Genomic DNA, 25,128 nt, shown 5'->3' with positions numbered 1-25,128 from the left:
TTTAAAATTACGCAAATAAAAAAGGTGCCACCGCAGCAGCACCTTTTTGAAGTATGAATCAGGAAGCACGCCTACGCTTCCGGCATAATGCGTACCACCAGGCCGTCAAGCTCCGGGTTTACGCGCAGCTGGCACGAGAGGCGGCTGCTTTCAGTGGCGTGTGGCAGGGTTTCGAGCATGTACGCCTCGTCGTCGTTCATCTCAGGCAACTCTCCCTCGCCGTTCTGGAGCACCTCCACGTGGCAGGTGGCACAGATGGCCATGCCGCCGCATACAGCCTGCACCGGGAACTCATTCGCCTTCAGCACCTCCATTACCGAAAGGTTCATGTCCAGCGGAGCCTCCAGTGCTATACGTTCTCCGTTTTCCTGCTCAACATATATGTTTATCGCGTCTTTCATTGCTGTAGCTCCTGAATGCCGTTAACGGTGGTATACTTTAACACAAACTTTTTATCCGGGTAGATGATGTTGTAAGCGCTTTGGGCCATCAGCGCCGCCTCGTGGAAGCCACAGAGGATAAGCTTCAGCTTGCCCGGGTACGTGTTGATGTCGCCAATGGCGTACACCCCCGGCACGTTGGTGGAGTAGTCTTCGGTGTCCACCACGATCGCATTCTTGTCCAGCTCCAGTCCCCAATTCTCAATAGGCCCCAATTTCGGCACCAATCCGAACAGAGGTATGAAGTTATCCACCTCGATCTGGTAAGGCTCTGTGTTATCCACCATCACGGTAACGGCCTCCAGGTTGTCTTCGCCGTGTACCTCCGTTACGTTCGATTTCAGGATCAGCTTGATGTGGCCTTCCTCTGCCATACTCAACACCTTAGCCGCCGACTCAGGGGCTCCCCTGAAGGTAGTACCGCGGTGCACCAGCGTCAGCTCTTTGCAAAGGCCTGCCAGGTAAATGGTCCAGTCCAGGGCAGAGTCGCCGCCGCCGGCCAGCACCACGCGCTTATCGCGGAAATGCTCCGGGTCGCGCACCATGTACTCCACGCCCTTGCGCTCGTAACGCTCCAGGTTCTCGATGGCAGGCTTACGGGGTTCAAAGGAACCGAGTCCTCCGGCAATCACTACCACCTTACAGGCAATCTCGGTGCCATCCACCGTGTGCACGATAAAAGAGCCATCGTCCAGTTTCTCCAGTTCCTCCACGCGCTCGCCTAAGGTAAAGGTGGGATGGAAGGGGGCAATCTGCTGTTCCAGGTTTTTGATCAGGTCTCCGGCTAAAATCTCTGGGAAGCCCGGTATGTCGTAAATCGGTTTTTTAGGATAAATCTCAGACAGCTGTCCGCCAACGGCAGGCAGCGCATCTACTACGTGGCAACGCATCTTGAGCAGGCCGGCCTCAAACACGGCAAACAGACCGACAGGTCCTGCGCCCACAATGCATATATCCGTTGTTATTTTGCTCATGGTATATGTCAGTTTTTCGAATTATTTACGGGTGTAAAGGTAGCCACCATGCGGCAGCTTCCATAGGTTTTTCTAGGTTTTTTGGGTGTTTTGATACAATTTTCGCGCCACTCTCAGCCATTGATTTGCCGCACGATCTCCCGCAGCCTCAGTGCGTTAAAGGCAGCGTAGCCAAGCTGGTCGTTGTCAAAATAGACATACACTTGCAGGCCCTGCTGTTGCCATTGTCGGCACTGTTGCGCCCACCATTGCAAGGCTTCCTCTGCATAGGAACCTGCGTACTTGCCGTCGGGGCCGTGCAGGCGCACATAAACAAAATCAGAAGTGACATGCAGCGGCGAAACATGGCCGTCCAGTTCATAAATACAAAACGCGGCATTATGTTTTCGGAGGAGGTCCAAAATTTCACTTGTGTACCAACTCGGGTGCCTGAACTCGAAGGTATACTTGTAGTAGGGCGGCAAAAATGAGAGGAACTCACGAAGGCGGCCGGCATTTACTTTCCAGCCTGGCGGCAGTTGGAACAGCACCGGCCCCAGCTTGTGCTCCAGGGCATTGGCGCTGGAAAAGAAGCGGCTCAGGGGCTCTTGCGGCTCCAGCAGCTTTTTCATGTGGGTAAGGTAACGGCTGGCCTTTACCGCAAACATGAAATCATCGGGCACCGACCGGCGCCAACTGGCAAAGGTATCCGCAGACGGTAACTTATAGAAGGAATTGTTGATTTCCACCGTCTGAAAGAAGCGGCAATAGTAACCTGTAAAGTCCTTTGCCCGTAGTTCCTTGGGATAAAACGTGCCCACCCAATGCTTGTAGTGCCATCCCGAGGTGCCAATGTGTATATGCTGCTCCATCTGCTGCTTTGTTACAGCGTATACCCACAGCAGGAAGCAATGGTTATTTGCTTGGTTTTTTCAGGAGGTGAAAAAGTGTTTTAGCTGCTGCAGGAGGAGTGTCAAAACGGGCAGAAAATCATCCTAAATCATACGTAAAAACTGAATATAGGGCAGTTATCTTAACTATATAAATATGGAATAGCAATAAGCTGGGGGTGAAGGTGCTTTATTAAGAAGTTAAACACAGAACTAGCTGTTCTAACATAGCGTTTAAATAAGAAAGAATATTAACTAAAATGTGCATATCATGAACTCTAACTATCCATACGACCGCAACGCATCTGAGCAGCGTGATGTAGGCAACAGCTATGAAAGCAGCCACATAAGCTCAAACCAGAACAGGCAGCACAGTTACGGCCGCGATAATGCAAGCATGCGTGGAAACGACTTTTACGGCACCCAGAGCTATAACAGTGATTATAACCGCGGGGCTTACAGTACCTCCACTTACGGCACTGGCCGCAGCAGGCAGGGGGGCTATGCTGCCCGGAACACGGGAAGTATGGAAAAGCACTACGTCGAGTTTCCGGATTACAGCAACAGGCCTACCTATGGCAGCTATGCCGGTAGCCGTGCCTACACAAATTTTATTAACCATAACTATGGCTACGCCAGGTCCGAGGCAGGGAACACCGGCGAGGATAAAAGCCAGCCCGGGGCAGCGGAACGTAAGTCTGGTACAGCAGGCACAGGCACACGCACCCCATTCCGGTCGGAAAACCAGTCTAGGTACAGCGAGAATGATGGCCGACGAAGATAGTTAAGAAGTTCATAAACATATATAGAAAGGCCTGCTTTAACAAAGCGGGCCTTTTTCTTTGCCTGTACCGCAGGAGGATAACCGTTCTTTCCCGCCTGCGTTTAGATTAACCTGTAACAAATGTAGAACAAACTTACCTTGGCTATGAGAGACGAAAGAGAAAATAACCCCTATTACCACGAAGGCCTCTGGACCGGCCGGGACGCGTATGACTTTAACCGCGATACGCGCGACGGCGACTTCGGAAAGGAGCACCAGGAGCGTTACCGCCACGGCAACAACCCCCAGGATTTCCGCAACCGCCGTGATTTCGATGCCAACCGCTTCCAGAACTATCCAAGCCGCGACCACGACATGGAGGACAACTACTACGACAACACGCGAGGCCGTCAGCGGGAGCTTGGCAACATTCGGCAGGGATATGGTTTCCCTAGCTTTGGAGATTCAGCCGACAGCTATAAAGGAGACATGCGCCACATGCAGCGTGAGCGTAGAGCGCAGCAGGAGCAGGGCTATGGCTCAGGCAGAATGAGCGGCTACAGCGGCGCTGCCTTTGGCGGCTCCAACTATAGCGCCCACGGCGATTTTGGCGGCTCCTCGCATTACGGCTCCATGAGCGGAGGGGGTGGCCATATGGACGATACGGTGTCCTCTTCCGGTTATGGCGGAGGCCACAGCAATAACTCGATGCACCCGGACAGGAGCACCCACTCCGACAGGGGAGAACCCAATTACACAGGCAGCAACCGCAACCCGCTGGAGCAGCAGGGGTACAGGGGCAACAGCAACATGCACCGGGAAAGAGGCAGCTATAGCAGCTCGTACAGAGACCGCTACAGCAGGGGCAGCCGCCGCACCGACAGAGGTGGCTATCTGAACCAAGATCCGAATTACTAGAATAAACCTGCTTTTGAGTGGTCATACAACAGCACCTGCCGCATTTGCGGCAGGTGCTGTTCTTTTTGTTGTGGCACATTTTATACTTCAGGCTTCCATAACATTACCGCACCCACCGTGTTTCATACTTTGATAGCGAATAAAGATGAAAAACAGAACAGTAGCCCGATTGCTTTACGCTGAAACCGTGGACATGGGAGGCTTGCCGGTGCGCCAGCCTTTCCCTACAAAGCAAGTAGGCCAGATCGACCCCTTCCTGCTGCTACACCATCACCTTACAACCATGCCGGAGCATGTGGTGCCGCATAAAACAGGCGTGGATCCCCATCCGCACCGCGGCTTCTCGCCGGTCACCTTCGTTTACCGGGGTGGGGTGCACCACCGCGACTCCCGGGGCAACAACAGCGTGGTATATGAGGGGGGCACGCAATGGATGAACGCGGGCCGCGGCCTTGTGCACAGCGAGCGGCCACCTCAGGATATTCTGGAGCGGGGAGGGGTGCAGGAGATTATTCAGGTCTGGGTAAACACGCCAGCGGCCAATAAAATGGACCAACCTGAGTATACGCCGCTTCAGGCTGAGGCTACACCTACGGTAACAGGAGAAGGGGTAACCGTGCAGGTCGTGGCTGGGGAGTTTGGAGGAGTAAAGGGCCCTGTCAACACCAAGTCGCCTGTTCTGGCGCTGCGCCTGGAACTTAGGGCGGGCGCTAGCTATCCTCTCCCGCTGCTAGCCGCTTATAATGCCTTTTTATACTTGCTGGACGGGCTCCTGCACGTGGAAGGCTACGGTTTGGTGGAGGGGCTGCACCAGGTAGTGTTCAACCAGGATGGGGAAGGCATCACCCTTACGGCAAAACAAGACACCCGCGCCCTGTTGCTGGCAGGTAAGCCGCTGGAGGAGCCGGTGGTAGCCAACGGACCTTTTGTGATGAACAACGAAACTGAAATCATGCAGGCCATGCGCGATTACCAGATGGGGAAACTGGGTATTCTGATAGAGGAGTAAACTATGTTAATCGTTCATGTGGAGCCAAGCCAGGGCAGACTCAACTGTCGTGAACTGCTCCATATGCCCCTGTACGTTATAACATTCCTGCGCCTTTCGCATCATGTTCTCAAACGTGATGTAGCTGAACACATCCGGCTTTACCACGCGGGCTACCTTCTGCAGGTTGCTCTCGAGCAGCAGCGGAACGATCTCTTTCATGATCCACTGCTGGTCCTCGAAGGTAACGTGCGTCAGCAGCCTGGAATCGACAAGCCATAACCTGATGTTGTTTTCAAGGAGGATTTGCTTGGTTAGCCGAATTCCCTCGCGGTACTCCAGGGTGCTTACACCACGGAGCCAGGTAATGTGCAGCAGGTAGTCCCCGGGGACCATGCGTGCCGTTAAGTAGTCGGGTAGTGTCAGGGGTTCCATAGGATGTCTTAGCTGTGCAAAGCTATAAAACTTTGAAACATAACATGGCCCGTACCTTTATTTGATGCAGCATATTTTTATACTTTGCAATATGGTAGAAGGTGATTATAAACGGGAGCGCTAGCTTAAAAGTATGGCAACAAAAAAGATACTCATAAAAAACATGGTTTGTGACCGCTGCAAGCGCGTGGTGGCCGAAGAGCTGCAAAAGCTAGGCTACACGGTGCTGCAGGTGGGGCTTGGCGAGGCGGAGGTAGCTGCTGAGGGAGAGGCAGACATGAAGCAGATAAGGCAGGTGCTGGAGAGCAACGGCTTCGAGCTGCTGGACGACCGCAAAACGCAGCTGATCGAGAAGGTGAAACTGGCCATTATCGAGCTGGTGCACCAAAGCGGTGAGCAGGAGCTGCATGTGAACACATCCGATTACATTGCGGAAAAAGTGGGGCTGGACTACAACTATATCAGTTCGCTCTTCTCTTCTTTTGAGGGCATCACCATTGAAAAGTACCTGATCCTGCAGCGCATAGAGCGGGTGAAGGAACTGTTGGTGTATGATGAGCTAAGCCTGAAGGAAATCGCCTACGAGTTAGGATACAGCAGCGTGGCGCACCTCTCCAACCAGTTCAAGAAAGTTACCGGCCTTACCCCCAGCCACTTTAAGCAAGTGAAGAGTGACAAGCGTAAAACGCTGGACAAGGTACAGGATTAAGGTAGCATCAACACAAGTATAAAAAAGGAGAGGCAGTGGCTACAAAACCACTGCCTCTCCTTTTTTATACTTGTTTCCGTGTACCGTATGGGCTCTATTTCAGGGTGCTCGGGCATACAAAGCTGGTGCGCGGCATGTTTGTCTCCGCAATGGCTTTGTACCCGCCTTGTATGTCTACAAGGTCGCGGTAGCCCCTTGCCCTCAGTATAGAGGCGGCGATCATGGAGCGGTAGCCACCGGCGCAGTGAATGTACAGTGTCTTGTCGTGGGGCAGTTCAGCCAGGTGCTCGTTCAGGTAATCGAGGGGGGCGCTATGCGCCGCCTGCAGGTGCTCAGCCTCGAACTCCCCTGGCTTGCGCACATCCAGGATATAAATTCCCTTGTCCTGCCCGAACTTCTCGGCAAGCTCTGTAGCAGGTATAGAGGCAATTTTGTCCGTCTCTTTCCCGGCTTGTTTCCACGCTTCAACGCCTCCTTTCAGATACCCGATCGCATGGTCGTAGCCAACGCGCGCCAGCCTTGTTACGACCTCTTCCTCACGGCCTTCCTCCGTTACAAGCAGTATCCGCTGCTTGATGTCCGGAATTAAGGCGCCCACCCAAGGGGCAAAGCCGCCGTCTATCCCGATGTTAATGGCGTTAGGGATAAAACCTTGGGCAAAGTCCTGCGGCTTGCGGGTGTCCAGGATAAGGGCACCGGTCTCGTTGGCGACAGCCTCAAATACCTCTGGGGTAAGTTCCTGCAGTCCCTGCGCCATCACCTCGTCCATGCTGGCGTAGCCTTCGCGGTTCAGTTGCACATTTAGCGGGAAATAGGTGGGCGGTGGGAGCAGGCCATCTGTTACCTCTTTTACAAATTCCTCCTTGGTCATGTCGGCGCGCAAGGCATAGTTGGTTTTCTTCTGGTTGCCTAACAGGTCGCTTGTTTCTTTGCTCATATTCTTGCCGCAGGCAGAGCCGGCCCCGTGCGCCGGGTAAACGATCACATCATCCGGCAGGGGCATGATCTTGTCTCTGAGCGAGTCGTAGAGGAAGCCTGCTAGCTGCTCCTTTGTCAGCTCTGATTTGGCGGCCAGGTCCGGGCGGCCCACATCCCCGATAAAAAGCGTGTCGCCGGAGAAAATGGCATGCTCTTTCCCGTTCTCATCCAGCAGCAGGTACGTAGTGGACTCCATGGTGTGGCCTGGGGTGTGCAGCACCCTAATGGTCACGTCTCCTACTTTTAACTCCTCACCATCCTGTGCGCTATACATCTCGAAGGATGGCTGTGCATTCGGGCCGAACACAATCTGAGCCCCGGTAGCCTTCGCCAGATCCAGGTGGCCTGATACGAAGTCTGCATGGAAGTGCGTCTCCAGCACATACTTTATTTTCGCGCCGTCTTTTGCGGCCTTCTCGATGTATGGCCTTACCTCGCGGAGCGGGTCAATGATGGCGGCTTCGCCGCTGCTCTCGATGTAGTAAGCGCCCTGTGCCAGGCAGCCGGTATAGATCTGTTCTACTTTCATAGATCGGTCCTTCTATTGATAATCAGGACAAATATCGATAAAATATATGCTTTCCGCAGTGATAATGATCACTAATCTAAAAAGAGGGAAGGTTAAAAAGCTGGAGATTAGGTAAAAAAGAAGTCGCTCCAGAAGCAGGAAGAGGCCTGAAAGACTAACTAATACACAGTATAACCTTATGGTCGCTTAAGCCACTGTTACCAAGGCAGTCTAAAACCGAGGCTGAGGAAGCCGCGCCAGTCGGAGTGGCTCTCGTGGGCTATACCTGTTGTGATAGGACCGAGTGGAGTAAGGTAGCCCAGGGTGGCGCTGTAGCCAAGCCGGGTAGCCCGGCCACGCAGGGTGCGGTAGCCGTGCAACAGGCTGGTATTCAGAACCGTGGAGCTAAGCTGCAGGTAGAGCTTCCGCCGCAGCTCCGCCTGCAGGCCAATGCCGGAGTAAAGCAGGTTATCGGCAGCGTAGGCAAAGGGCTCAGCCGCACGGTATGCAATCATGTTGGGTAAAACGGATGTATAGCCGCCAACCAAACTCTCCTCCCCAATGGGCAAGTCGTTGCTGGTATACATCACCAGGCCCTGGCGCAGCATCAGGCTTAGCTTATGGCTCAGGGGAACTACGCCATCCGCCTGCAACGAAATTTTAAAGTATGGGTCGAGATGAGTACTGCGCATGCCCTCTTGCGGCATTGGGTGGTCTGGCCGGGCGCGCACCGTAAACCTGTTGCCGAAGAGGAAGCTCCCCTGCACCTCGCTTTTCCAGCCGCGGGTAGGGTAGGCCTGCCGGTCCTGCGTGTTCAGCCGGAAAAAAGTGGAGAGGGCCCAGTTCCGCACCTTCAGCTGCTCCAGCGTATTGATGTCCACAGTAAGGGTATCCAGGTTAATCTGCCCTGCCACCTGCGGGTAAAGGCGCGAGAGTTTATACTCCAGTTGCTGCCCCAGCGTCCAGGTATTGTTGGTGGTGGTTTGCCAGCCCAGGGTGCCGATGTTAGTGTTGCGTTGCAGGATGGCTACCTTGCTGCCGCTGCCGTTAAACAACGCCAGGTCGTTTTTATAGTACTGGCTGCCCAGCTTGGCGGCGAGGTGATAGCGGTAGCCCATGTACTTCAGGTAGTTCACATCGCTGCGGATGTTCTGGCCCAGGTCTACCTCCGCCACAAAGCGCGAGCCTTGCCAAAGCAGGTTACGTCGGGTAAAGTTAACCGTGGCCCCGGCCCGGTTCTCCGAGTCGTAGTATACGGCTGTTTTCAGGAGCCCCTGAGCAGCCTCCTCCACATTCACCTGCAGGTGATGCCCGCTGTCGGTGGGTACCATGGCGTAAGACACCTTGTTGAAGTGGCCGGTGCCGTAGAGGATCTCAATGCGGTTCTCTATCGTGCTGATGGTGGTGGCCTCATGCTCGTGGAGGCGCAGGCGGCGGCGCAGAATGCGCCTGGGGGTGGAGTTGGTCCCGCTGATGAGTACCTGGTTGATCATCACAGAGTCTTCCAGGTTGCTTAAGGCAGGTTGGTGCATTGGCTCTGGGAACGACTGAAAGTATGCCGCCAGCGCCTGTAGGCTGTCAGCGTACTGCCTGGCCACGGCCTCCCCAATCTTGATGATCTTTTCGGAATCGGTAAAGCTGCTGGTCTTATAATTTTCCAGGTAAGGGAGGATGTCGATCAGAAAGTCGGTTTTCTTCTTTTCGCTCTCAAGGTTGGAGGCACTCGTAAAGAAAGTAGCCTGTACCAGCACGTCAATCATGGATTTTAGCTTCTGCTCCGGCTCCAGCCCGCCACCCACATTCACCCCAATCACAAAATCGGCCCCCATATCCAGCGCCTCCTGCACAGGGAAGTTCTGCACCAGCCCGCCGTCCACCAGCATGTGGTCGCCTATCTTGATAGGCGTAAACACCGTAGGGATGGCCATGCTCGCCCGCAGTGCCTCTGGCAGAAATCCCCGCTGCAGCACCACTTTCCGGCCCGTAACAATGTCGGTGGCAACGCAGGCGAAGGGGATCGGCAGGTCCTCAAAATCCTGTATGCTGTGGGCCCCACGCGTAAGCCGGATGAGCAGGTTATTCAGCGCCTGACCCTCTATCAGGCCGCTCGGGAAGCTTATCCTGGTGCCGTTCACGGGCAACTCCAGCAAATAGCGGCTGTAGTACTCTTTCTCCTCTATCGCGATCTGGCTCAGTGGCACCTGATTGCTCAACAGCATCTCCCAGTCTTGGCTCAGGGCGATCTGCTCGATTTCGCTGGCGGAGTAACCGAGGGCGTACAAGGCCCCCACCAGGCTCCCCATGCTGGTGCCGGTAATGTAATCAGGCCGGATGCCGGCTTCTTCCAGCACCTTCAGCACCCCGATGTGGGCCATGCCTTTTGCCCCGCCGCCACTCAGCACCAGCCCTATCTTAGGCCGCTTTGCCGGACGCTCCGGCCCCGCCTGTGCCCATGCCTGCGCAGGTGCAAAGGCTGCGAAGAGCAGCAGTAGGGGAAGCAGGAAGTGCCTCATCAAGTATAATATCCTTTGGTTGATGTCTCTGTTAACTCTACAGCGTGGCTTCTAGTATGGAGCAAGCTGTAAACCGGAAAGTTAAGCAATTCTGCGAAAGCCACTAAAGCGCCAATGGTTTTTAAAGTGAAGGCAATAAAAAAGCCGACCCAAAGCATTAGGTCGGCTTCTGTAAAGTATAAATCCTCGGTTAAATTGTTTCGTCAGCTATTTTGTATCCTGCAAAGCCATAGTACATAATGTACAGGTAGCAAACCAGCGGCACCAGGAACGAGATCTGCAGGCTACCGGTCAGGTCGGCTACGGCGCCCTGGAGCGGCGGCATAATGGCGCCCCCCACAATGGCCATCACCAGCAGCGACGAGGCCTGGCTGGTGTGCACGCCCAAGCCCTTGATGGCCAGCGTAAAAATGGTTGGGAACATGATGGAGTTGAACAGGCCGATAGCGATAACCGACCACATGGCTACCGGGCCAGTGGCAAAGCTGGTGATCAGCAACAAGGCAACTACTGTGGCGGCAAAGAAGCCGAGCGTTCTGCTAGGGATGAACCTCCCCAGCATCAGCACGCCAAAGTTAAGGGCGATCAGGCCCAGGGCGATAAGCGCCTCATTCAGGCCATAGGCCAGGAAGAGCAACACGAACACCACCGCAGCGATGCCGCCTATCACCAGGTACTTGCCACCGGTGTTCTTGGTGTTGGACAGGGCTACGGCCCCGAAGAAACGGCCCACCATGGCGCCGCCCCAGTAAAAGGCCAGGAAGTGACCAGCCTCTGCCTCCTCCAGGCCGGCGATCTCCGGCAGCCTGAAGTAGTTGATGAGCGCACTGCCAATGGCTACCTCACCCCCCACATAAGCAAAGATGCAGACGATGCCCAGGACCAGGTGACGATACTGCAAGGCTCCTGCGCCCGGTACTATCTCGTCGGTGCTGCGGATGCTTGGCAGCTTCGAGACCTTGATAAGCAGGGCGATTGCCAGTAATGCGGCTGCCAGGCCAAGGTATGGCATTTTCACGGAGTCAGCGCCCGTGTCCATTGCGTTCACAGCGCCAAAGATGAGGTAACCCCCAATGATAGGGGCCACGGTGGTACCCAGCGAGTTGAGGGCTTGTGTCATGTTCAGGCGGCTGGCCGCCCCCTCTGCCGGACCTAGTATGGCCACATAAGGGTTAGCGGCGATTTGAAGGATGGTGATGCCGGAGGCAAGCACGAACAGGGCCCCCAGAAAGAAGCCGTAGCTGAGGGTGTCGGCCGCCGGGTAAAACAGGGCGCATCCCACGGCTGCCACCAGCAGGCCTACTATGATGCCGTTCTTATACCCGATCTTGCGGATAGGGTCTCCTTTGGTGATGGAAAGTATAAAGTACAGCAATGATACAAAGAAATATGCCCCGAAAAAGGCTGTCTGGATGAGCATGGCCTGCCACAGCTCCAGGGTGAACACCTGCTGCAGCTTGGGGATGAGAATGTCGTTGAGGCAGGTAATGAAGCCCCACATGAAGAAGAGCAGGGTTACGGTAACCAGAGGCCCCTTGTAATTTTCTGTGATCTCCGATGCCGGAGGCGTTTGTGTATTGGTGTGCGTTGAGCCAGCCATAGTTGTTGTTTAAATTTTGCGTTTAGTTGGTGTGTGATGAGCGGCTAAGCGTTGTGCTGTGGCAGCCAAGAGCCGCTGCTAGTTCATTGGTATGGTTCTGCAGGATAACGGGCAGTAGCGCAAGTACGCTAGAAAGACGTTGCAGGTCTTTACTGCTTTTCAAAACAAATTGCTACTCCTGCCTCACCGATAGTTTATAAACGGTGATCTGCTGATAAGATTCTCCTGGCCTGAGCACAGCATTCGGGAAGCCAGCTTGGTTCGGGGAGTCCGGGAAGTGCTGCGCCTCGAGGCAGAAGGCGTAGTGCCTGGTATACCTGTGGCCGCCTTTGCCGGTCAGGGAACCATCCAGGAAGTTGCCGGTGTAAAACTGTATCCCGGGCTGGGTGGTGTAAACCTCCAGCACTCGGCCGGAGATAGGCTCATACACTTCTGCCGCCTTGGTTATACTTTCATCCTGGCGGTGCAGCACATAGGTATGGTCATAGCCGCCCGCTATTTCTGGCAAGTGCCTCCCAATAGGCTGCGGCTCCCTTAGGTCCATGGGCGTGCCCGCCACGCTTGCCAGCTCACCGGTTGGGATAAAGGTCTCATCCACCGGAACATACTTGTCCGCGTTAATCTGAATGAGGTGCCCGTAAACGTTCCCCACGTTTCCGGCCGAGAGGTTGAAGTAGCTGTGGTTCGTCAGGTTCACCGGGGTGGCTCTGTCGGTGGTGGCGCTGTAGTCTATCTGCAGGGCATTTTCTTCTGTTAAGGTATACACCACCGTGGCTGTCAGGTTACCGGGGTAGCCTTCTTCACCGTCCGGGCTATGGTAGGTCAGTTTCAGGGCGTTCTGCTGCGGCAGTTCCTCGGCGTGCCACACCTTCCGGTCGAAGCCCTGGTTGCCGCCGTGCAGGTGGTGCGGCGCGTCGTTTACGGTCACGCTGTAGGACTGTCCGTCCAGCGTGAACTTGCCTTTGGCAATGCGGTTAGCAAAACGACCAACAATGCCGCCAAAGTGCGGCTCGTTGGGTACGTAGCCGCTCAACTCCTCAAAGCCAGCCACCACATCCCCCATTTCCCCGGATTTATCGGGTGTTACAAAAGCGGTGATGATCGCGCCATAGTTGGTGATTTTTACCGTTACGCCATTCCGGTTAGACAACGTGTACAGCTGTACTTGCTGCCCGTCCGGGGCGGTGCCAAAGGGCTTTTTCTGTATGTGCATAAGTATAAAGTCGATCGTTGAACAGAGCAAACGCAGCAGCAGGCAAAACCAAGCCTGCCAAGCCTACGCGTAGCTGCCGGAGTAAATTAATCGGGAATCAAGTTAACGGGTTTCGGCAAGAATGCCAATAAAAGAGAGGCTTCAGGCGCACATTTAGGAAAAGCTTTAGTCAAAGCCAAGTATGAGGGGGCCTGTGCCAGCCAAGGGGTCCAGGACAGCCTGCTGGTCCTGTGCGGTGGGGCTCAGGCTGTTGGCCAGGCCGCGCACACGTTTGCGCAGAGACGTTTCCTCCTGATCTCTGCCGTGAAACAGCTTGTGCAGTTTATCGATGGCCTTATACGTGAGTTTGTACACCGACTTCTGGTCGATGCCCATGACGTCGGAAATCTCGTCGTATTGCAGGCCCGTGTAATATTTGAGGAAGATTACCTCGCGCTGCCGCTCCGGAAGCCTTGAGAGCAGCAGGTGCACTTTCTGCCGGTCTATTTCCAGCGACTGCACTTTGATGAGTTCCGCTTCATGCGAAGCCTCCAGGCCTGCCTGTGCATCATCAGAGAGAGACTCGTGCTTGCTATTGAACGTGGCTTTTTTGCCCAGTTCGCAACGGAATGCCTTAAGTAAGTAATTACGCACGTTTGGAGGGGTGGAGAGGTTCAGCCTGCTCTTCCAAACCTGGAAGAAAACCTGCTGTATGCTATCCTTCACCAGATCAGGGTCTGAGGTAAGGCGTTGCCCATAGCGTAGCATTACCGGTGCATAGCGCCTGTATAAGAGGGTAAAATCCGCCTCACTGCCATCCCTAAACCTATTCCATACTTCCAGCTCTTCCATGCGAACCGATTTTATACTGCCCTGCTGCACTGCTTCCCCAAGCGCTGCCGGCTTGCCCGAACCGGCCTGGGGCGTAGCAGTATCTTCTGATTGGCGAAAGGTGGCATCCTGTTGTTTTGCCCAAATGAGTTTTTGTCCCTGGTCTCCGCGCATGAACGCCAGGTATGAATTCACGCAATTTCAGAATTACCCAAATTTAGAAATATTAGTATACAATAAAAACGGTATTTTGTTGTACAGAAATTGCTGTTTAAACAGTGTTAAAGCTTATGATCTGTGCCACTGCTAGTTATGAGCTTTGGCGGCAACATCCTCTTTTTTTACTGGTATTGTAGTACTCACTCATTTTTTTCAGAAGCAGCCGTGCCAACAGGAATTTGGACAGAAGCGGCAGGAGGTAAACTTATTAGAGGCTGAGCTCCGTAGTATAGATTTTAAAAGGATAGTTCATGCGCAAGGTTACCTATTGGCTCTCATCCCACACCGGATTCACCCCGGAGTTCTACAGCAAGCTGCTTTACTCCCTGGCCACTCTGCTCGTGCTTTGGCTGTTGAGCCTGTTCCTGCAGCGTTTCGTTAACAGGCAAAAAGGGGATATACGGAAAAAATACCAGTGGCGTAAGGCTGCCAACTACATCATTACCGTACTTGGCCTTATCTGTCTTTCCTATATCTGGTTCGACGGCTTTCGGTCCATTGCCACCTTTTTGGGGCTGTTGTCGGCTGGTTTGGTGCTGGCGCTGCGCGAGCCTGTGCTGAACATGGCGGGCTGGGTGTTTATCATCTGGAAGCGCCCTTTCCATATCGGCGACCGGATTCAGGTGGGCGACCATGTGGGGGACGTAATCGATGTGCGGTTGTTCCAGTTCACGCTGAACGAGATTCAGGGCTGGGTAAAGGCCGACCAGGCTACCGGCCGTGTGGTGAACATCCCGAACATGCGGGTGTTTACCGAGCCTCAGTCCAATTATAACTTCGGCTTTCCGTTTATCTGGGAGGAGGTGCCCGTGCGCATTACGTTCGAGAGCAACTGGCAGAAGGCGAAAGGCATCTTGTACGAGGTGATGCACGAGCATGCCGAGCAACTGACGGAGGCAGCGCGGGAGCAGGTGAGGCGGCAATCGCAGCAGCACTTGATTTTTTACGATAACCTGGAGCCGCGCCTGTACACCCGCGTGCAGGAAAATGGCATTGAGCTAACGATGCGCTATGTGTGCAGCGTGCTGCGCCGGCGCCAGAGCGTTCACCTAATATGGGAGGATGTGCTCACCAAGTTTATGGCCACGCCCGACATCCACTTTGCCCTGCCAGCCACCCGCTTTTACCGCGGGGAGGAAGGGCAGGAGCCGTTCCCGAAGCAGGTCTAATCCTTGTACACCTTGCCGTCCTTCATGACGAACTTCACCTCCCGCAGCTGCTGAATTTCTTTAGAGGGGTCTCCGGGAACGGCAATGAGGTCAGCCAGCAGCCCGGGCCTGATCCGCCCAACTTTGTCCTTGAGGCCAAAAACGTCTGCGTTTACCGATGTGGCGGAGCGCAACGCCTGCTTTGGCTCCATGCCATAACTGACCATGAGTTCTAGTTCCCGGGCATTGTCGCCGTGGGCGAATACCCCCACATCACCGCCCATGCATATGGTAACGCCCGCCTCCAGCGCCGCTTTAAAAGACTCACGTTTCTGCCGGATGCGCGCTGGCTCCGGCTCCTGGCCTTTGCGCCAGCCGCGGTACTGCGCAATGGCGTCGCCGGCGGCCAGGGTGGGGCACAGGGCTACCTTGTGCTTTTTCATGAGCCGCAGGATCTCGGGGGTGGCCCCATCGCCGTGCTCAATGGTGGAGACCCCGGCCAGTATGGCGCGGCGCATGCCTTCAGGGGTAGAGGCGTGCGCTACTACCGGGCGGCCGCTGCTGCTGGCCACCTCCACAATCTGCTGCAACTCTGCCAGGGTATAGGTCGGGGATGCCTCCCCGTTTAGCCCCCAGCGGTAATCCGCGTATACTTTGATGAGGTCGGCGCCATGGCCTATCTGATCGCGCACCTCCCGCGTCACCCCTTCCAGCCCGTCGGCCACGGCCGCCCCGATGGGAGCCTCGATATCGTAGCTAAGCTCTTTAGGGCCATAGCTGCCGGTGGCAACCAGGGCCTTGGTGGCTACCAGCATCCGGGGGCCGGGAATGGCGCCCTTCTCTATGGCCTGTTTCAGTCCCACATCGTCAAAGCCTGCGCCTTCCGAGCCGAGGTCGCGAACGGTGGTGAACCCCGCCAGCAGGGTCCGCTGTGCATGCACGGTGGCGCGGGCTACCCGCTCCGCCCGCGATTCGCGCAAGACCTGGTCGTTCCAGGGCGTTTCGTTGTAGGGGTGTAGCAGCAGGTGGCTATGCCCCTCAATCAGCCCGGGTAACAAGGTCATACCTGGTAAGGCCCGCACAAGCGTCCCTGCCGGTGCCTGCAACTGTCTTCCCACAGCTTCTACCTTGTTGTTCTTCACCAGTACCTGCCAGTTTTCGTGCATCTCCTCACCATCGAATATGCGGTCTGGCTTCAGGAGGGTGTAGGTGTCCTGGGCCTGCAGATCCTGGAAGAAGCAGCACATAAGCACGGCGGTAAGTATAAAGATCCGTTTCATGTTCGGTTCGTGTGAGGTGACAAAGTATAAATATATTGATTTGTGAAAATTTGGCCCTGTGTGGGAGGCGGAGGCAAAGAAAAAACACCGCCCTGCCAGAGCGGGCGGTGTTTTAAGTTTACAATGGAAGCACGCCTAAGCGGCCGTCAGGTTCTGCTCCGTCACGTAGAAGTTCGGGTCTACCTGCAGCTTGGTTCCTTTCTTTACCTTCAGCCCCTGCCACTGGGTGGTTGGCTCCAGCCACTGCTCTTTCCCGTTCAGGTACACTTTTACCGGCATGTTGAAGTTGTCTACTGCATTGGTCCAGCGGTACTGCAGTTTTTTGCCGTTCAGTTTATACTCCAGGGCGGGAATGCGCACATCGCGCAAATACTGGTCGAACACCGGCGTCAGGTCGCGGCCGATGTGCTGGCTCAGGTAGTTCTCGATCTGCTGCGTGGTTACTGTCTGGTGGTAGAATTCCTGGTTCAGGCCGCGGAGGATGCTGCGCCACTTTTCGTCGTTGTTTGTGATCTGACGCAGGTTGTGCAGCATGTTGGCCCCTTTCGGGTACATATCCCCGGAACCTTCTTTGTTCACATTGTATACGCCAATAATCGGCTTGTCACTCTGGATGATGTTGCGCAGCCCGATCACGTACTCGTTGGCCGCCTTGGTGCCGTAGTGGTAATCCAGGAAAAGCGACTCGGAGTAGTTGGTGAAGCTCTCGTGGATCCACATGTCGGCGGCATCCTTGTAAGTGATGTTGTTGGCAAACCATTCGTGCCCGGCCTCGTGTATGATGATGAAGTCGAACTTCAGTCCCCAGCCCGTGCCGCTCAGGTCGCGGCCCCGGTAGCCATTTTGATACCCGTTGCCGTAGGTTACGGCGCTCTGGTGCTCCATGCCCAGGTAGGGCACCTCCACCAGCTTGAAGCCGTCCTCATAAAAAGGGTAGGGGCCGAACCAGTGCTCGAAGGCCTGCAGCATCTGGTGCGTTTGCGTAAACTGCTTTTTAGCCTTTTCGAGGTTATAGCTTAGCGGGTAAAAGTTAAGGTCCAGCTTGCCCTTCTCGCCCAGAAAAGTGTCTGAGAAGTGGGCGTAATCGCCAACGCTCAAGTTCACGCCATAATTGTTGATCGGGTTGGCCACATACCAGGTGTAGGTCTTGCTGCCGTCCGCATGCTCCTGCACGGTCTTCAGGCGGCCGTTGCTTACGTCCATGAGGCCTTTCGGCGCCCGTACGCTGATGCGCATGCTGTCCGGCTCGTCGTACATGTGGTCCTTGTTGGGCCACCAGAGGCTGGCGCCGTCGCCCTGGTTTGAGTTGGCTATCCAGGGATTGCCGTTGGCGTCCCGGGCCCAGGTGATGCCGCCACTCCAGGGCGGGTTTACGCTGACCTGTGGTTTACCGCCAAAGTATACTTCAACCTCTTTCTCCTGGCCCACTTGCTGTGGCTCCTGCAGCTGCACAAACCAGGCATTGCCGTCCTGCTGTACCTGTAGCTCTTTGCCGTTCTGCGTTACCCGCTGGATGCGCATAGGAGGCTGCAGGTCCACCTGCATGCGCTGCTGCGGCTCCAGCACTTTATAGCGAATGGTATTGCTGCCCTGCAAGCTGCTGTCCTGCGGGTTCACGGCCACGTTAAGGTGGTAGAAGGTGAGGTCCCACCAGGCGCGTTCGGGCGTGATGCTGCCGCGCAGCGTATCTTGGCGGGTATATTCCTGCGCCTCTGCAGTAGCAGTGCCCAGGCAAAGTATACCGCCCAAAGCCAGCATGCGGAATAAAGGAGATTTCTTCATAGGTTGTTCTTAAGGTGATCAGCTAAAAAAACATCCTGCCTCATATAAGATCAAGCAGGATGCAGTAGCTAAGATAGCTGATTTAAGATGTTCGGCAACATTGCCGGTGCAATTTCTGCATTACACCGGGTGCACCATGTCCTTGTACTCGGGGTAGCGCTCTATATAAGCCTCCACTACCGGGCACGAGGGAATGATTTTATAATTGTTCGATTTGGCAAACTCCAGGCCCTCCTTTACCAGTTTTCCTGCCAATCCTTTGCCGCGCTGGCTGTCGGGCACAAACGTATGGTCGAAGTCCATGATCTGGTCTTCGGTATAGGTGTAGGTGAGCTCCGCTTCTTCATCCCCTTCAAAAGGCATGTAAAAACGGAAGTCATCCTCGTCGTGAATTATGTTAACGCTCATGTTATTCTAAGTTGATGTGTTATACATTACGTGTGCTTTGGAAGCATGTTGAGCCTACTGACGAGGTTTAGCCCTTTCATACTGTGGTGGCCATTGGTGCTGATCACCCAATTCAAGTGCGGCGTGCATCGGGAAGTACGGGTCGCGGAGCAGCTCACGGGCTAGTATGATCATATCCGCCTGCTTGTTTTCCAGTATCTCCTCTGCCTGCCTTGCCTCTGTGATCATGCCTACAGCACCCGTTAGGATACCTGCCTGCTGCTTTACCTGCTCCGCGTACGGCACCTGGTAGTTAGGGGCAACCGGAATGGCCGCACGAGGCACATTACCGCCGGTAGAGCAGTCGACCAGGTCTATGCCCAGCTTTTTCAGTTCTTTGGCCAAGTCCACGGAGTCGTCGCCGGTCCAGCCGCCTTCGGTCCAGTCGGTGGCGGAGATGCGCACCAGCAGCGGCAGCTCCTCTGGCCATACTTGGCGCACGCGCTCTGTTACCTCCAGCAGCAGCCGGATGCGGTTCTCGAACGTGCCTCCATACTTGTCGGTGCGCTGGTTGCTGATGGGGGAGTAGAATTCGTGCAGCAGGTAGCCGTGTGCGGCATGTATCTCGATCACTTTAAATCCTGCCTTCAGCGAGCGGATGGCAGCGGCCTCAAAAGCATCTTTGAAGTCTTCGATTTCCTGCAGCGTCAGTTCGTGTGGCACAGGGCTCTCCTCCGAGAACGGAATGGCGCTGGGAGCCACGGTTTGCCAGCCGCTATCCTCCTCCGGAAGTATGGCTGCCCCTCCGTCCCACGGCCTGTGGTGGCTGGCTTTGCGCCCGGCATGGGCCAACTGTATGCCCGGCACAGAACCCTGCTCGGAGATGAACTTTGTGATGCGCTGCAATCTCTCAATGTGTTCATCCTTCCAGATGCCCAGGTCGTGCGGGGTAATGCGGCCTTCGGGCACCACGGCCGTGGCCTCTGCTATTATCAATCCGGCGCCACCCACGGCACGGCTGCCCAGGTGCACCAGGTGCCAGTCGGTGGCAAAGCCATCCTGGCTGCTGTACATGCACATCGGCGACACGGCAATGCGGTTTTGAAAGGTGATGCTGCGGATCGTGAGCGGGGAGAAAAGTATGGACATGATGATAAATCTATGTTTTTAAAAATCAGACTTAGGTTAACAGATACCACTTTAGAAGGTTTTGGGTTGACTTGTCTGGGCATTAACGCTGGTGAGCTTTTGCGATGTAGAAGTGGAGTTTATAAAAGTATATTTTATATTTAACGTTTCGCTCTCTTGTACTGCAATCGCTAACGTATGAAAAAAACACTTCTGGCATCGCTCTTCCTTTTTCCGTTGTTAACACTGGCCCAATCCAAAAGCGCACAGGATTTGGTAAAGTATGTAAACCCGATGATCGGCACGGCCAAGATGGGCCATACCTACCCTGGAGCCACGGTGCCCTTCGGCATGGTGCAGCTGAGCCCGGACACCGACACGATTCCGTATGCGGTGGATGGCAAGTATAACAAGGATGTCTATAAATACTGCGCGGGCTACCAATACGACGACCTGACCATTGTCGGCTTCAGCCATACCCACTTCAGCGGCACCGGCCACTCCGACTTAGGCGACTTTTTGCTGATGCCCACCACCGGCAAGCTGCAGCTGAACCCGGGCACCGAAGACAAACCGGAGAGCGGTTACCGCTCGGCCTTCTCCCACCAAAATGAGAAAGCCGAAGCGGGCTATTACAGGGTAAAGCTCGACGACCACAACATCACCGCCGAACTCACGGCCACCAACCGCGTGGGCATGCACCAGTATACTTTCCCGAAGACCGAGGAGGCGCACCTGATCTTGGACCTGATGCACGGCATCTATAACTACAACGGCAAAAACGTATGGACCTTTGTGCGCGTGGAGAATGACACGCTGGTGACCGGCTATCGACAGACCAACGGCTGGGCCCGCACCCGCACGGTATACTTTGCCATGTCCTTCAGCAAGCCGATCAAGAGCTACGGGAATAAGGATTTTTCAGAGCCGCAGGTATACAAAGGCTTCTGGCGCAAGTTCGACCAGACCAAGGATTTCCCGGAGTTTGCCGGCACCAAACTGCGTGCTTATTTTGATTTTGATGTGCAGGCAGGGGAGAAGCTGCAGGTGAAGTTTGCGCTCTCTCCGGTAAGCACGGAAGGGGCCCTGGCCAACATGCAGGCTGAAGTACCCGGCTGGGACTTTGAGCAGGTAAAGCAGCAGAGCCAGACGCTCTGGAACCAGGAACTGAACAAGATACAGGTAAAGGCCCTGTATCAGAATGAGCTGGTGAACTTCTACACCGCCATGTACCATACCTTCCTCGGCCCGACTACTTACATGGACGTGGACGGCAAGTACCGCGGGCTGGACCAGAACATCCACCAGGCCGATGGCTTCACCAACTACACCACCTTCTCGCTGTGGGACACCTACCGGGCGCTGCACCCGTTCTTCAATATCGTGCAGCCCAAGCGCAACGCCGACATGGTGAAAAGCATGCTGGCCCACTACGACCAGAGCGTGCACAAAATGCTGCCCGTGTGGTCGCACCACGCCAACGAAAACTGGTGCATGATCGGCTACCATAGCGTGCCGGTGATCACAGACGCCGTGATGAAAGGGAACGCTGATTTTGATGAGGAGCGAGCTTTGGAGGCCTGCGTGGCCACCGCCCGCACCCGCTACTACGACGGCCTGGGCTACTACATGGACATGGGCTACGTGCCAGAGGATAAAAACGGATCATCGGTATCCAAAACGCTGGAGTATGCCTACGACGACTGGTGCATTGCCCAAATGGCGAAGAAGCTGAACAGGCAGGATGTATACGAGGAGTTTATGCAGCGGGCGCAGAACTACAAGAATGTATACGATGCCCGCACCGGCTACATGCGCCCCAAGCTCAGCGACGGCACCTGGAAAAAGGAATTTGACCCGCTGGACACGCACGGGCAGGGCTTTATCGAGGGCAACTCCTGGAACTACAGCCTGTACGTGCCGCACGACCCGGCCCAGATGATCAGCATGATGGGCGGCAAGCAGCGCTTCGTGCAGCACCTCGACTCGCTCTTTACCATGGAGCTGCCGGACAAGTACTTTGCCAATACCGAGGACATCAGCCGGGAAGGCATCATCGGTAACTACGTGCATGGCAACGAGCCGTCGCACCACGTGGCCTACCTCTACAATTGGACCGACGCGCCCTGGAAAACACAGGAACGGGTACGCATGATCCTGAAGGCCATGTATAAGCCGACGGTGGATGGCCTGGGCGGTAACGACGACTGCGGACAGATGAGCGCCTGGTACCTCTTCAGCACGCTGGGCTTTTACCCGGTGGCGCCAGGCTCTGAGCAGTATGCCATTGGCAGCCCGGCCATCAAGGAGGCAAGCATACACCTGGAGAACGGAAAGACCTTTGCCATCCGCACCAAAAACCAGAGCGACAAGAACGTGTATGTGCAGAAGATGGAGCTGAACGGTAAACCATTAAACCGCAGCTACCTGACGCATTCCGACCTGACAAGTGGCGGCGAGCTTACTTTTTATATGGGCGCAAAGCCTAACAAGAAGCAGGTGAGCATGCCTTAGCGTGCCGCCTCGGCCAGGATACGGTTCAGGTCGGTGAGGATGCTGCCCACATCGCGCAGGGTGCGGTTGGTGTTGATGTTGCGGAGCGTGTCGAGGCACTGGTTCTGCAGCTTCTCGGCTTCGCGGATGCTGGCCAGCAGCGCAGGGCGGTGCCGCTTCTCAGGTCCCACTATTGTATGGCTGAACAAGGTAATGCAGGCGGCTGTGGCCTCCATGGCTTTTTGCAGCGCCTGCGTGTCCTGCAGGTCCGTTTCAAATATGCGGGCAGAGTTCAGGTCGGCGATGCCGCGGCGAATGCCCCGGATCTGGGTGGTGATGTGCTCCAGCCGCTTCACCCCAATGGCCAGGCGGCTCAGGCGGGTACGTTTGTGCGTCAGGAAGGGGTTATACTTCAGACTCTGCTCGGCCAGCTGCAGCGATTTCATACTTTGCTCGGCGGCAGCGATCAGTGCATCCGTTTCCTGGCGGCCCACCAGTTGCCCTTTCTCCGTCTGCCGCAGTTGCGAGGCCAAGATCTGGAGCGTCTTTGTGCCCTGCTCACCCACGGCGAGCATGCTGTTTTCCACTTCCGGAAGGGCGTTCTGCGGCACGATCAGCGCGTTAATCAGCACGGCCACCACCGAGCCCATCAGCGTCTCTACCACCCGCTCCACCGCATAGCCCTCTTCCTGCAAGCCAAAGGCCAGCACCAGAAAAGAGCTCACCGCCACCTGCGAGACGATCTGGGGGTTCATGCGCAGTGCTTTGGAGATCCCCATCCCCACCAGTATAACCAGGAAAATGGAGAAGGTGCTGATGCTGAGCCAATGCCCGATGAGCAAGCTCACGGCCACACCGCCGATGATGCCGATGATACGCTGGGTGGCTTTCTCCACTGAGTCGGCCACCGTCACCTGCACCGTAAGTATGGCTGCCAGCGGTGCAAAAAACGGGTACTCTGAGCCCAGCACCATGGTGGCCACCAGCCACGACACGGCTGCGGCCAGCGCCGTCTTCACGATTTGAAGGGTAAGCCCGATGCGGGCAAAGAAGTCTGTGGCTTTGGGCATGTCTTGCTTTACAGGTGGCAGCCGCTAAAGTTCCAGCAGGTGCCACCGCCGCAAAGGTAGGAACAATTGGCACGCGTGTAAACCGTTTCAGAAGTATACTTCAGGGCCGCTCCAGTATACGCTTGATCATTTTATCCTCCAGCGGCTTCTGCAGGAAACCGGATAGAAAATCGTACCCTTGGGCGCGCTTTATTTCCAGCATATCTACCGAGGAGGTGAGAATGTAGATCCGGCAGCAAGACTTCAGTTGCGAGGCAAACGGCGCTAAGTTGTCCAGGAACTTCCAGCCATCCATGTACGGCATGTTCAGGTCCAGAAATATGACGTCAGGCAAACCATCCAGCTGCTTTTGCTGCAGGCGGGGCAGAAGGCAGTTTAAGGCCTCGGATGGGTTCAGGAAAGTCTCATACTTCTGGGCGAAGCGTTCCGCGATGAGCATCTCATAAGTCAGGAAAGTGCTGACCTCATCGTCATCAATGATACACACATGCTTGAACATAGGTTTTTGCGTTTACCTCTGAAGTGCCGAGCCAATGCCTATAAAGTATCATTTGGAGAAAAATTCCTTTTTATCCTGTGTGAGCCTAAAGTATGCGGCATCGGCCTTTTGGCTTACGCAAAAGGGCCGTGTTCCATGTAGTAAGAATGATTTTGATTAGTGAGGGGATACGTAATTTTAGCTAGCGCTAAGCGCACGGGGGCGCTACTGCTCAGGGCCTAAGAAAAGTATAAATGGGAAGGGTAGGGTAAACTATAGAAACATAGGCAGCCTTACGGTAAACGTTGTACCTACCCCGGGGGTGCTCTCTACCTCGATGCGGCCTCTCAGCAGCCTTACCTGCTCTTTTACCAGGTACAGTCCCAGGCCTTTTCCGTCTATGCCATGGTGGAAGCGCTTATACATCTTAAACAGCGAAGGGCCAACCTGTTCCAGGTCCATGCCGCTGCCATTGTCGGCCACGGAGATCACCGCCTCCTCGTCCTTCTGCTCCAGCGACACCTTCACTTGCAGGGGCCGCTCCGGCTGCCTGTATTTGATAGCGTTTGAGAGCAGGTTTTGGATGATGCTCAGCAAAAAGGCCTTCACCGTGAAGAGTTGCATACTCTCTGAGCCAGCCAATGTTATGGTGGCGCCGGCAGTGCTGATTTCCTGCTGTATGTTCGCCACGCAAAGCTGCACAAGCTCCTCCACATCGCACAGTTCCCGCGGCTCGTCGCCCTGGTGGTGCAGCGTCAGCATCTGGTTTAGGTCACGTACCATGCCGTCGAGTTGTTGGGCCGACTGCAGCAGGGCGCCAATAGCCGTTTGCTGCGTCTTCTCGGGCAGGTTGTCTTTCTGCAGCAGCTTGCCCAGTCCCAGCAGGCGGGCTATCGGGCTGCGGAAGTCGTGGGCGATGATCTTGCGGAACAGCTCCAGTTCCTCGTTCTGGCGCTGTAGCTCCTGGGAGGTGCGCAGCAGCGCCTGCTCGCGCTCCTTCTGCTCGGTGATGTCTTTGGCAACGCCAAAGATGCCGACCATCTCCCCGTTTACTTTCAGAGGGAAGTTTGTGACATCCAGGAAAACAGGCAGACCGCTCTCGTTGAGCACCACGGTGTGGTAGCGCTGCGGCTGGCCCTGCCTGGCGGCCTTAAAATAATGAAGCGACTCGTCCCAGTGCTCCGGGTGTATAAACTGGCGGTAGCTCTGTCCGATCAGCTCCTCCCGTGATTTTTGCAGCACCTGGCAAACGGTCTGGTTCACGGTATGGAACTTGTTGTCCATACAGATCGTGTAAATCGCGTCCGGGTAATTGTTGAACAGGAGGCGGTTGAGTCGCTCCAGCCTCATCGACTCGAGGCCAGGGCTGCTCTGGATAGGAGATGTAACGTTGTTCATCGGGTGTTAAGTTTGTAAATAGGGTCG

Annotated in this window: 22 protein-coding genes; 6 read left to right on the top strand and 16 right to left on the bottom strand. The window is 55.2% G+C overall.

Going from position 1 to position 25,128, the window contains the following annotated elements; all coding sequences use genetic code 11:
• Nucleotides 1–71: 71 nt before the first annotated feature.
• From PXG97_RS03885 to PXG97_RS03875, 3 genes are all read right to left on the bottom strand, one after another.
• Complete coding sequence (locus tag PXG97_RS03885) at nucleotides 72–401, bottom strand: 2Fe-2S iron-sulfur cluster-binding protein (protein ID WP_276496404.1); 330 nt, start codon at nucleotides 399–401, stop codon at nucleotides 72–74.
• Nucleotides 398–1,414: an NAD(P)/FAD-dependent oxidoreductase gene (locus PXG97_RS03880; RefSeq protein WP_276496403.1), complete on the bottom strand. Its 1,017-nt coding sequence runs from the start codon at nucleotides 1,412–1,414 to the stop codon at nucleotides 398–400. The genes PXG97_RS03885 and PXG97_RS03880 overlap by 4 nt, the downstream gene beginning before the upstream one ends.
• A 113-nt stretch (nucleotides 1,415–1,527) precedes the next feature.
• Entirely contained in the window at nucleotides 1,528–2,265 is a 738-nt protein-coding gene (locus tag PXG97_RS03875) for a DUF72 domain-containing protein (protein WP_276496402.1), read from the bottom strand.
• Nucleotides 2,266–2,554: 289 nt separating this feature from the next.
• Between PXG97_RS03875 and PXG97_RS03870 the strand changes: the two genes are divergently transcribed.
• The 3 genes from PXG97_RS03870 to PXG97_RS03860 all read left to right on the top strand — a co-directional run bounded on the left by PXG97_RS03870 (nucleotide 2,555) and on the right by PXG97_RS03860 (nucleotide 4,973).
• Nucleotides 2,555–3,067, top strand: coding sequence for a hypothetical protein (locus PXG97_RS03870; RefSeq protein ID WP_276496401.1), 513 nt, complete (start codon nucleotides 2,555–2,557; stop codon nucleotides 3,065–3,067).
• A gap of 144 nt (nucleotides 3,068–3,211) precedes the next feature.
• Complete coding sequence (locus tag PXG97_RS03865) at nucleotides 3,212–3,964, top strand: hypothetical protein (RefSeq protein ID WP_276496400.1); 753 nt, start codon at nucleotides 3,212–3,214, stop codon at nucleotides 3,962–3,964.
• A 145-nt stretch (nucleotides 3,965–4,109) separates the two neighbouring features.
• Nucleotides 4,110–4,973: a pirin family protein gene (locus PXG97_RS03860; protein WP_276496399.1), complete on the top strand. Its 864-nt coding sequence runs from the start codon at nucleotides 4,110–4,112 to the stop codon at nucleotides 4,971–4,973.
• A 6-nt stretch (nucleotides 4,974–4,979) separates the two neighbouring features.
• Here PXG97_RS03860 and PXG97_RS03855 read toward each other — a convergent pair whose 3' ends face one another.
• Complete coding sequence (locus PXG97_RS03855) at nucleotides 4,980–5,387, bottom strand: hypothetical protein (RefSeq protein WP_276496398.1); 408 nt, start codon at nucleotides 5,385–5,387, stop codon at nucleotides 4,980–4,982.
• A 133-nt stretch (nucleotides 5,388–5,520) separates the two neighbouring features.
• On the opposite strand from PXG97_RS03855, the gene PXG97_RS03850 reads away from it, so the two are divergent.
• Nucleotides 5,521–6,096 carry a helix-turn-helix domain-containing protein gene (locus PXG97_RS03850; protein ID WP_276496397.1) on the top strand — a complete coding sequence of 192 codons (576 nt, stop codon included), beginning with the start codon at nucleotides 5,521–5,523 and terminating at the stop codon, nucleotides 6,094–6,096.
• Nucleotides 6,097–6,190: 94 nt separating this feature from the next.
• Here the strand turns inward: PXG97_RS03850 and PXG97_RS03845 are convergent, their stop codons facing one another.
• The 5 genes from PXG97_RS03845 to PXG97_RS03825 form a co-directional block, all read right to left on the bottom strand.
• Nucleotides 6,191–7,603 (bottom strand): MBL fold metallo-hydrolase, encoded by a 1,413-nt coding sequence (locus PXG97_RS03845; RefSeq protein WP_276496396.1) that lies wholly within the window; start codon nucleotides 7,601–7,603, stop codon nucleotides 6,191–6,193.
• Between the two features lie 197 nt (nucleotides 7,604–7,800).
• Nucleotides 7,801–10,095 carry a patatin-like phospholipase family protein gene (locus tag PXG97_RS03840; RefSeq protein ID WP_276496395.1) on the bottom strand — a complete coding sequence of 765 codons (2,295 nt, stop codon included), beginning with the start codon at nucleotides 10,093–10,095 and terminating at the stop codon, nucleotides 7,801–7,803.
• Between the two features lie 190 nt (nucleotides 10,096–10,285).
• Nucleotides 10,286–11,695 (bottom strand): sugar MFS transporter, encoded by a 1,410-nt coding sequence (locus PXG97_RS03835; RefSeq protein ID WP_276496394.1) that lies wholly within the window; start codon nucleotides 11,693–11,695, stop codon nucleotides 10,286–10,288.
• Between the two features lie 172 nt (nucleotides 11,696–11,867).
• Nucleotides 11,868–12,908, bottom strand: a complete 1,041-nt coding sequence (locus PXG97_RS03830) for an aldose epimerase family protein (RefSeq protein WP_276496393.1) — start codon at nucleotides 12,906–12,908, stop codon at nucleotides 11,868–11,870.
• Nucleotides 12,909–13,073: 165 nt separating this feature from the next.
• Nucleotides 13,074–13,892, bottom strand: coding sequence for an RNA polymerase sigma factor (locus PXG97_RS03825; RefSeq protein ID WP_276496392.1), 819 nt, complete (start codon nucleotides 13,890–13,892; stop codon nucleotides 13,074–13,076).
• Nucleotides 13,893–14,188: 296 nt separating this feature from the next.
• Between PXG97_RS03825 and PXG97_RS03820 the strand changes: the two genes are divergently transcribed.
• On the top strand, nucleotides 14,189–15,106 hold the full coding sequence (locus PXG97_RS03820) for a mechanosensitive ion channel family protein (RefSeq protein WP_276496391.1): 918 nt from the start codon (nucleotides 14,189–14,191) through the stop codon (nucleotides 15,104–15,106).
• Here PXG97_RS03820 and PXG97_RS03815 read toward each other — a convergent pair.
• The 4 genes from PXG97_RS03815 to namA form a co-directional block, all read right to left on the bottom strand.
• Nucleotides 15,103–16,332, bottom strand: a complete 1,230-nt coding sequence (locus PXG97_RS03815; RefSeq protein WP_276496888.1) for a metal-dependent hydrolase family protein — start codon at nucleotides 16,330–16,332, stop codon at nucleotides 15,103–15,105. The two genes, PXG97_RS03820 and PXG97_RS03815, sit on opposite strands and share 4 nt — an antisense overlap.
• Nucleotides 16,333–16,500: 168 nt before the next feature.
• On the bottom strand, nucleotides 16,501–18,147 hold the full coding sequence (locus PXG97_RS03810) for a M1 family metallopeptidase (RefSeq protein ID WP_276496390.1): 1,647 nt from the start codon (nucleotides 18,145–18,147) through the stop codon (nucleotides 16,501–16,503).
• Nucleotides 18,148–18,267: 120 nt separating this feature from the next.
• On the bottom strand, nucleotides 18,268–18,555 hold the full coding sequence (locus PXG97_RS03805; protein WP_276496389.1) for a GNAT family N-acetyltransferase: 288 nt from the start codon (nucleotides 18,553–18,555) through the stop codon (nucleotides 18,268–18,270).
• 54 nt (nucleotides 18,556–18,609) lie between these two features.
• Entirely contained in the window at nucleotides 18,610–19,683 is a 1,074-nt protein-coding gene (namA, locus tag PXG97_RS03800; RefSeq protein ID WP_276496388.1) for an NADPH dehydrogenase NamA, read from the bottom strand.
• Nucleotides 19,684–19,860: 177 nt separating this feature from the next.
• Here namA and PXG97_RS03795 point away from each other — a divergent pair, with 177 nt between their 5' ends.
• On the top strand, nucleotides 19,861–22,176 hold the full coding sequence (locus PXG97_RS03795) for a GH92 family glycosyl hydrolase (protein ID WP_276496387.1): 2,316 nt from the start codon (nucleotides 19,861–19,863) through the stop codon (nucleotides 22,174–22,176).
• Here the strand turns inward: PXG97_RS03795 and PXG97_RS03790 are convergent.
• The 3 genes from PXG97_RS03790 to PXG97_RS03780 form a co-directional block, all read right to left on the bottom strand.
• Nucleotides 22,173–23,225 carry an FUSC family protein gene (locus PXG97_RS03790; RefSeq protein WP_276496386.1) on the bottom strand — a complete coding sequence of 351 codons (1,053 nt, stop codon included), beginning with the start codon at nucleotides 23,223–23,225 and terminating at the stop codon, nucleotides 22,173–22,175. The two genes, PXG97_RS03795 and PXG97_RS03790, sit on opposite strands and share 4 nt — an antisense overlap.
• 100 nt (nucleotides 23,226–23,325) lie before the next feature.
• Nucleotides 23,326–23,724: a response regulator gene (locus PXG97_RS03785; protein ID WP_276496385.1), complete on the bottom strand. Its 399-nt coding sequence runs from the start codon at nucleotides 23,722–23,724 to the stop codon at nucleotides 23,326–23,328.
• Nucleotides 23,725–23,976: 252 nt separating this feature from the next.
• Entirely contained in the window at nucleotides 23,977–25,101 is a 1,125-nt protein-coding gene (locus PXG97_RS03780) for a sensor histidine kinase (protein ID WP_276496384.1), read from the bottom strand.
• Between the last annotated feature and the right edge of the window lie 27 nt (nucleotides 25,102–25,128).

The sequence above is a fragment of the Pontibacter litorisediminis genome (assembly GCF_029360645.1).
GTDB lineage: Bacteria > Bacteroidota > Bacteroidia > Cytophagales > Hymenobacteraceae > Pontibacter > Pontibacter litorisediminis.
This window is presented reverse-complemented; position numbering and strand designations above follow the sequence as displayed.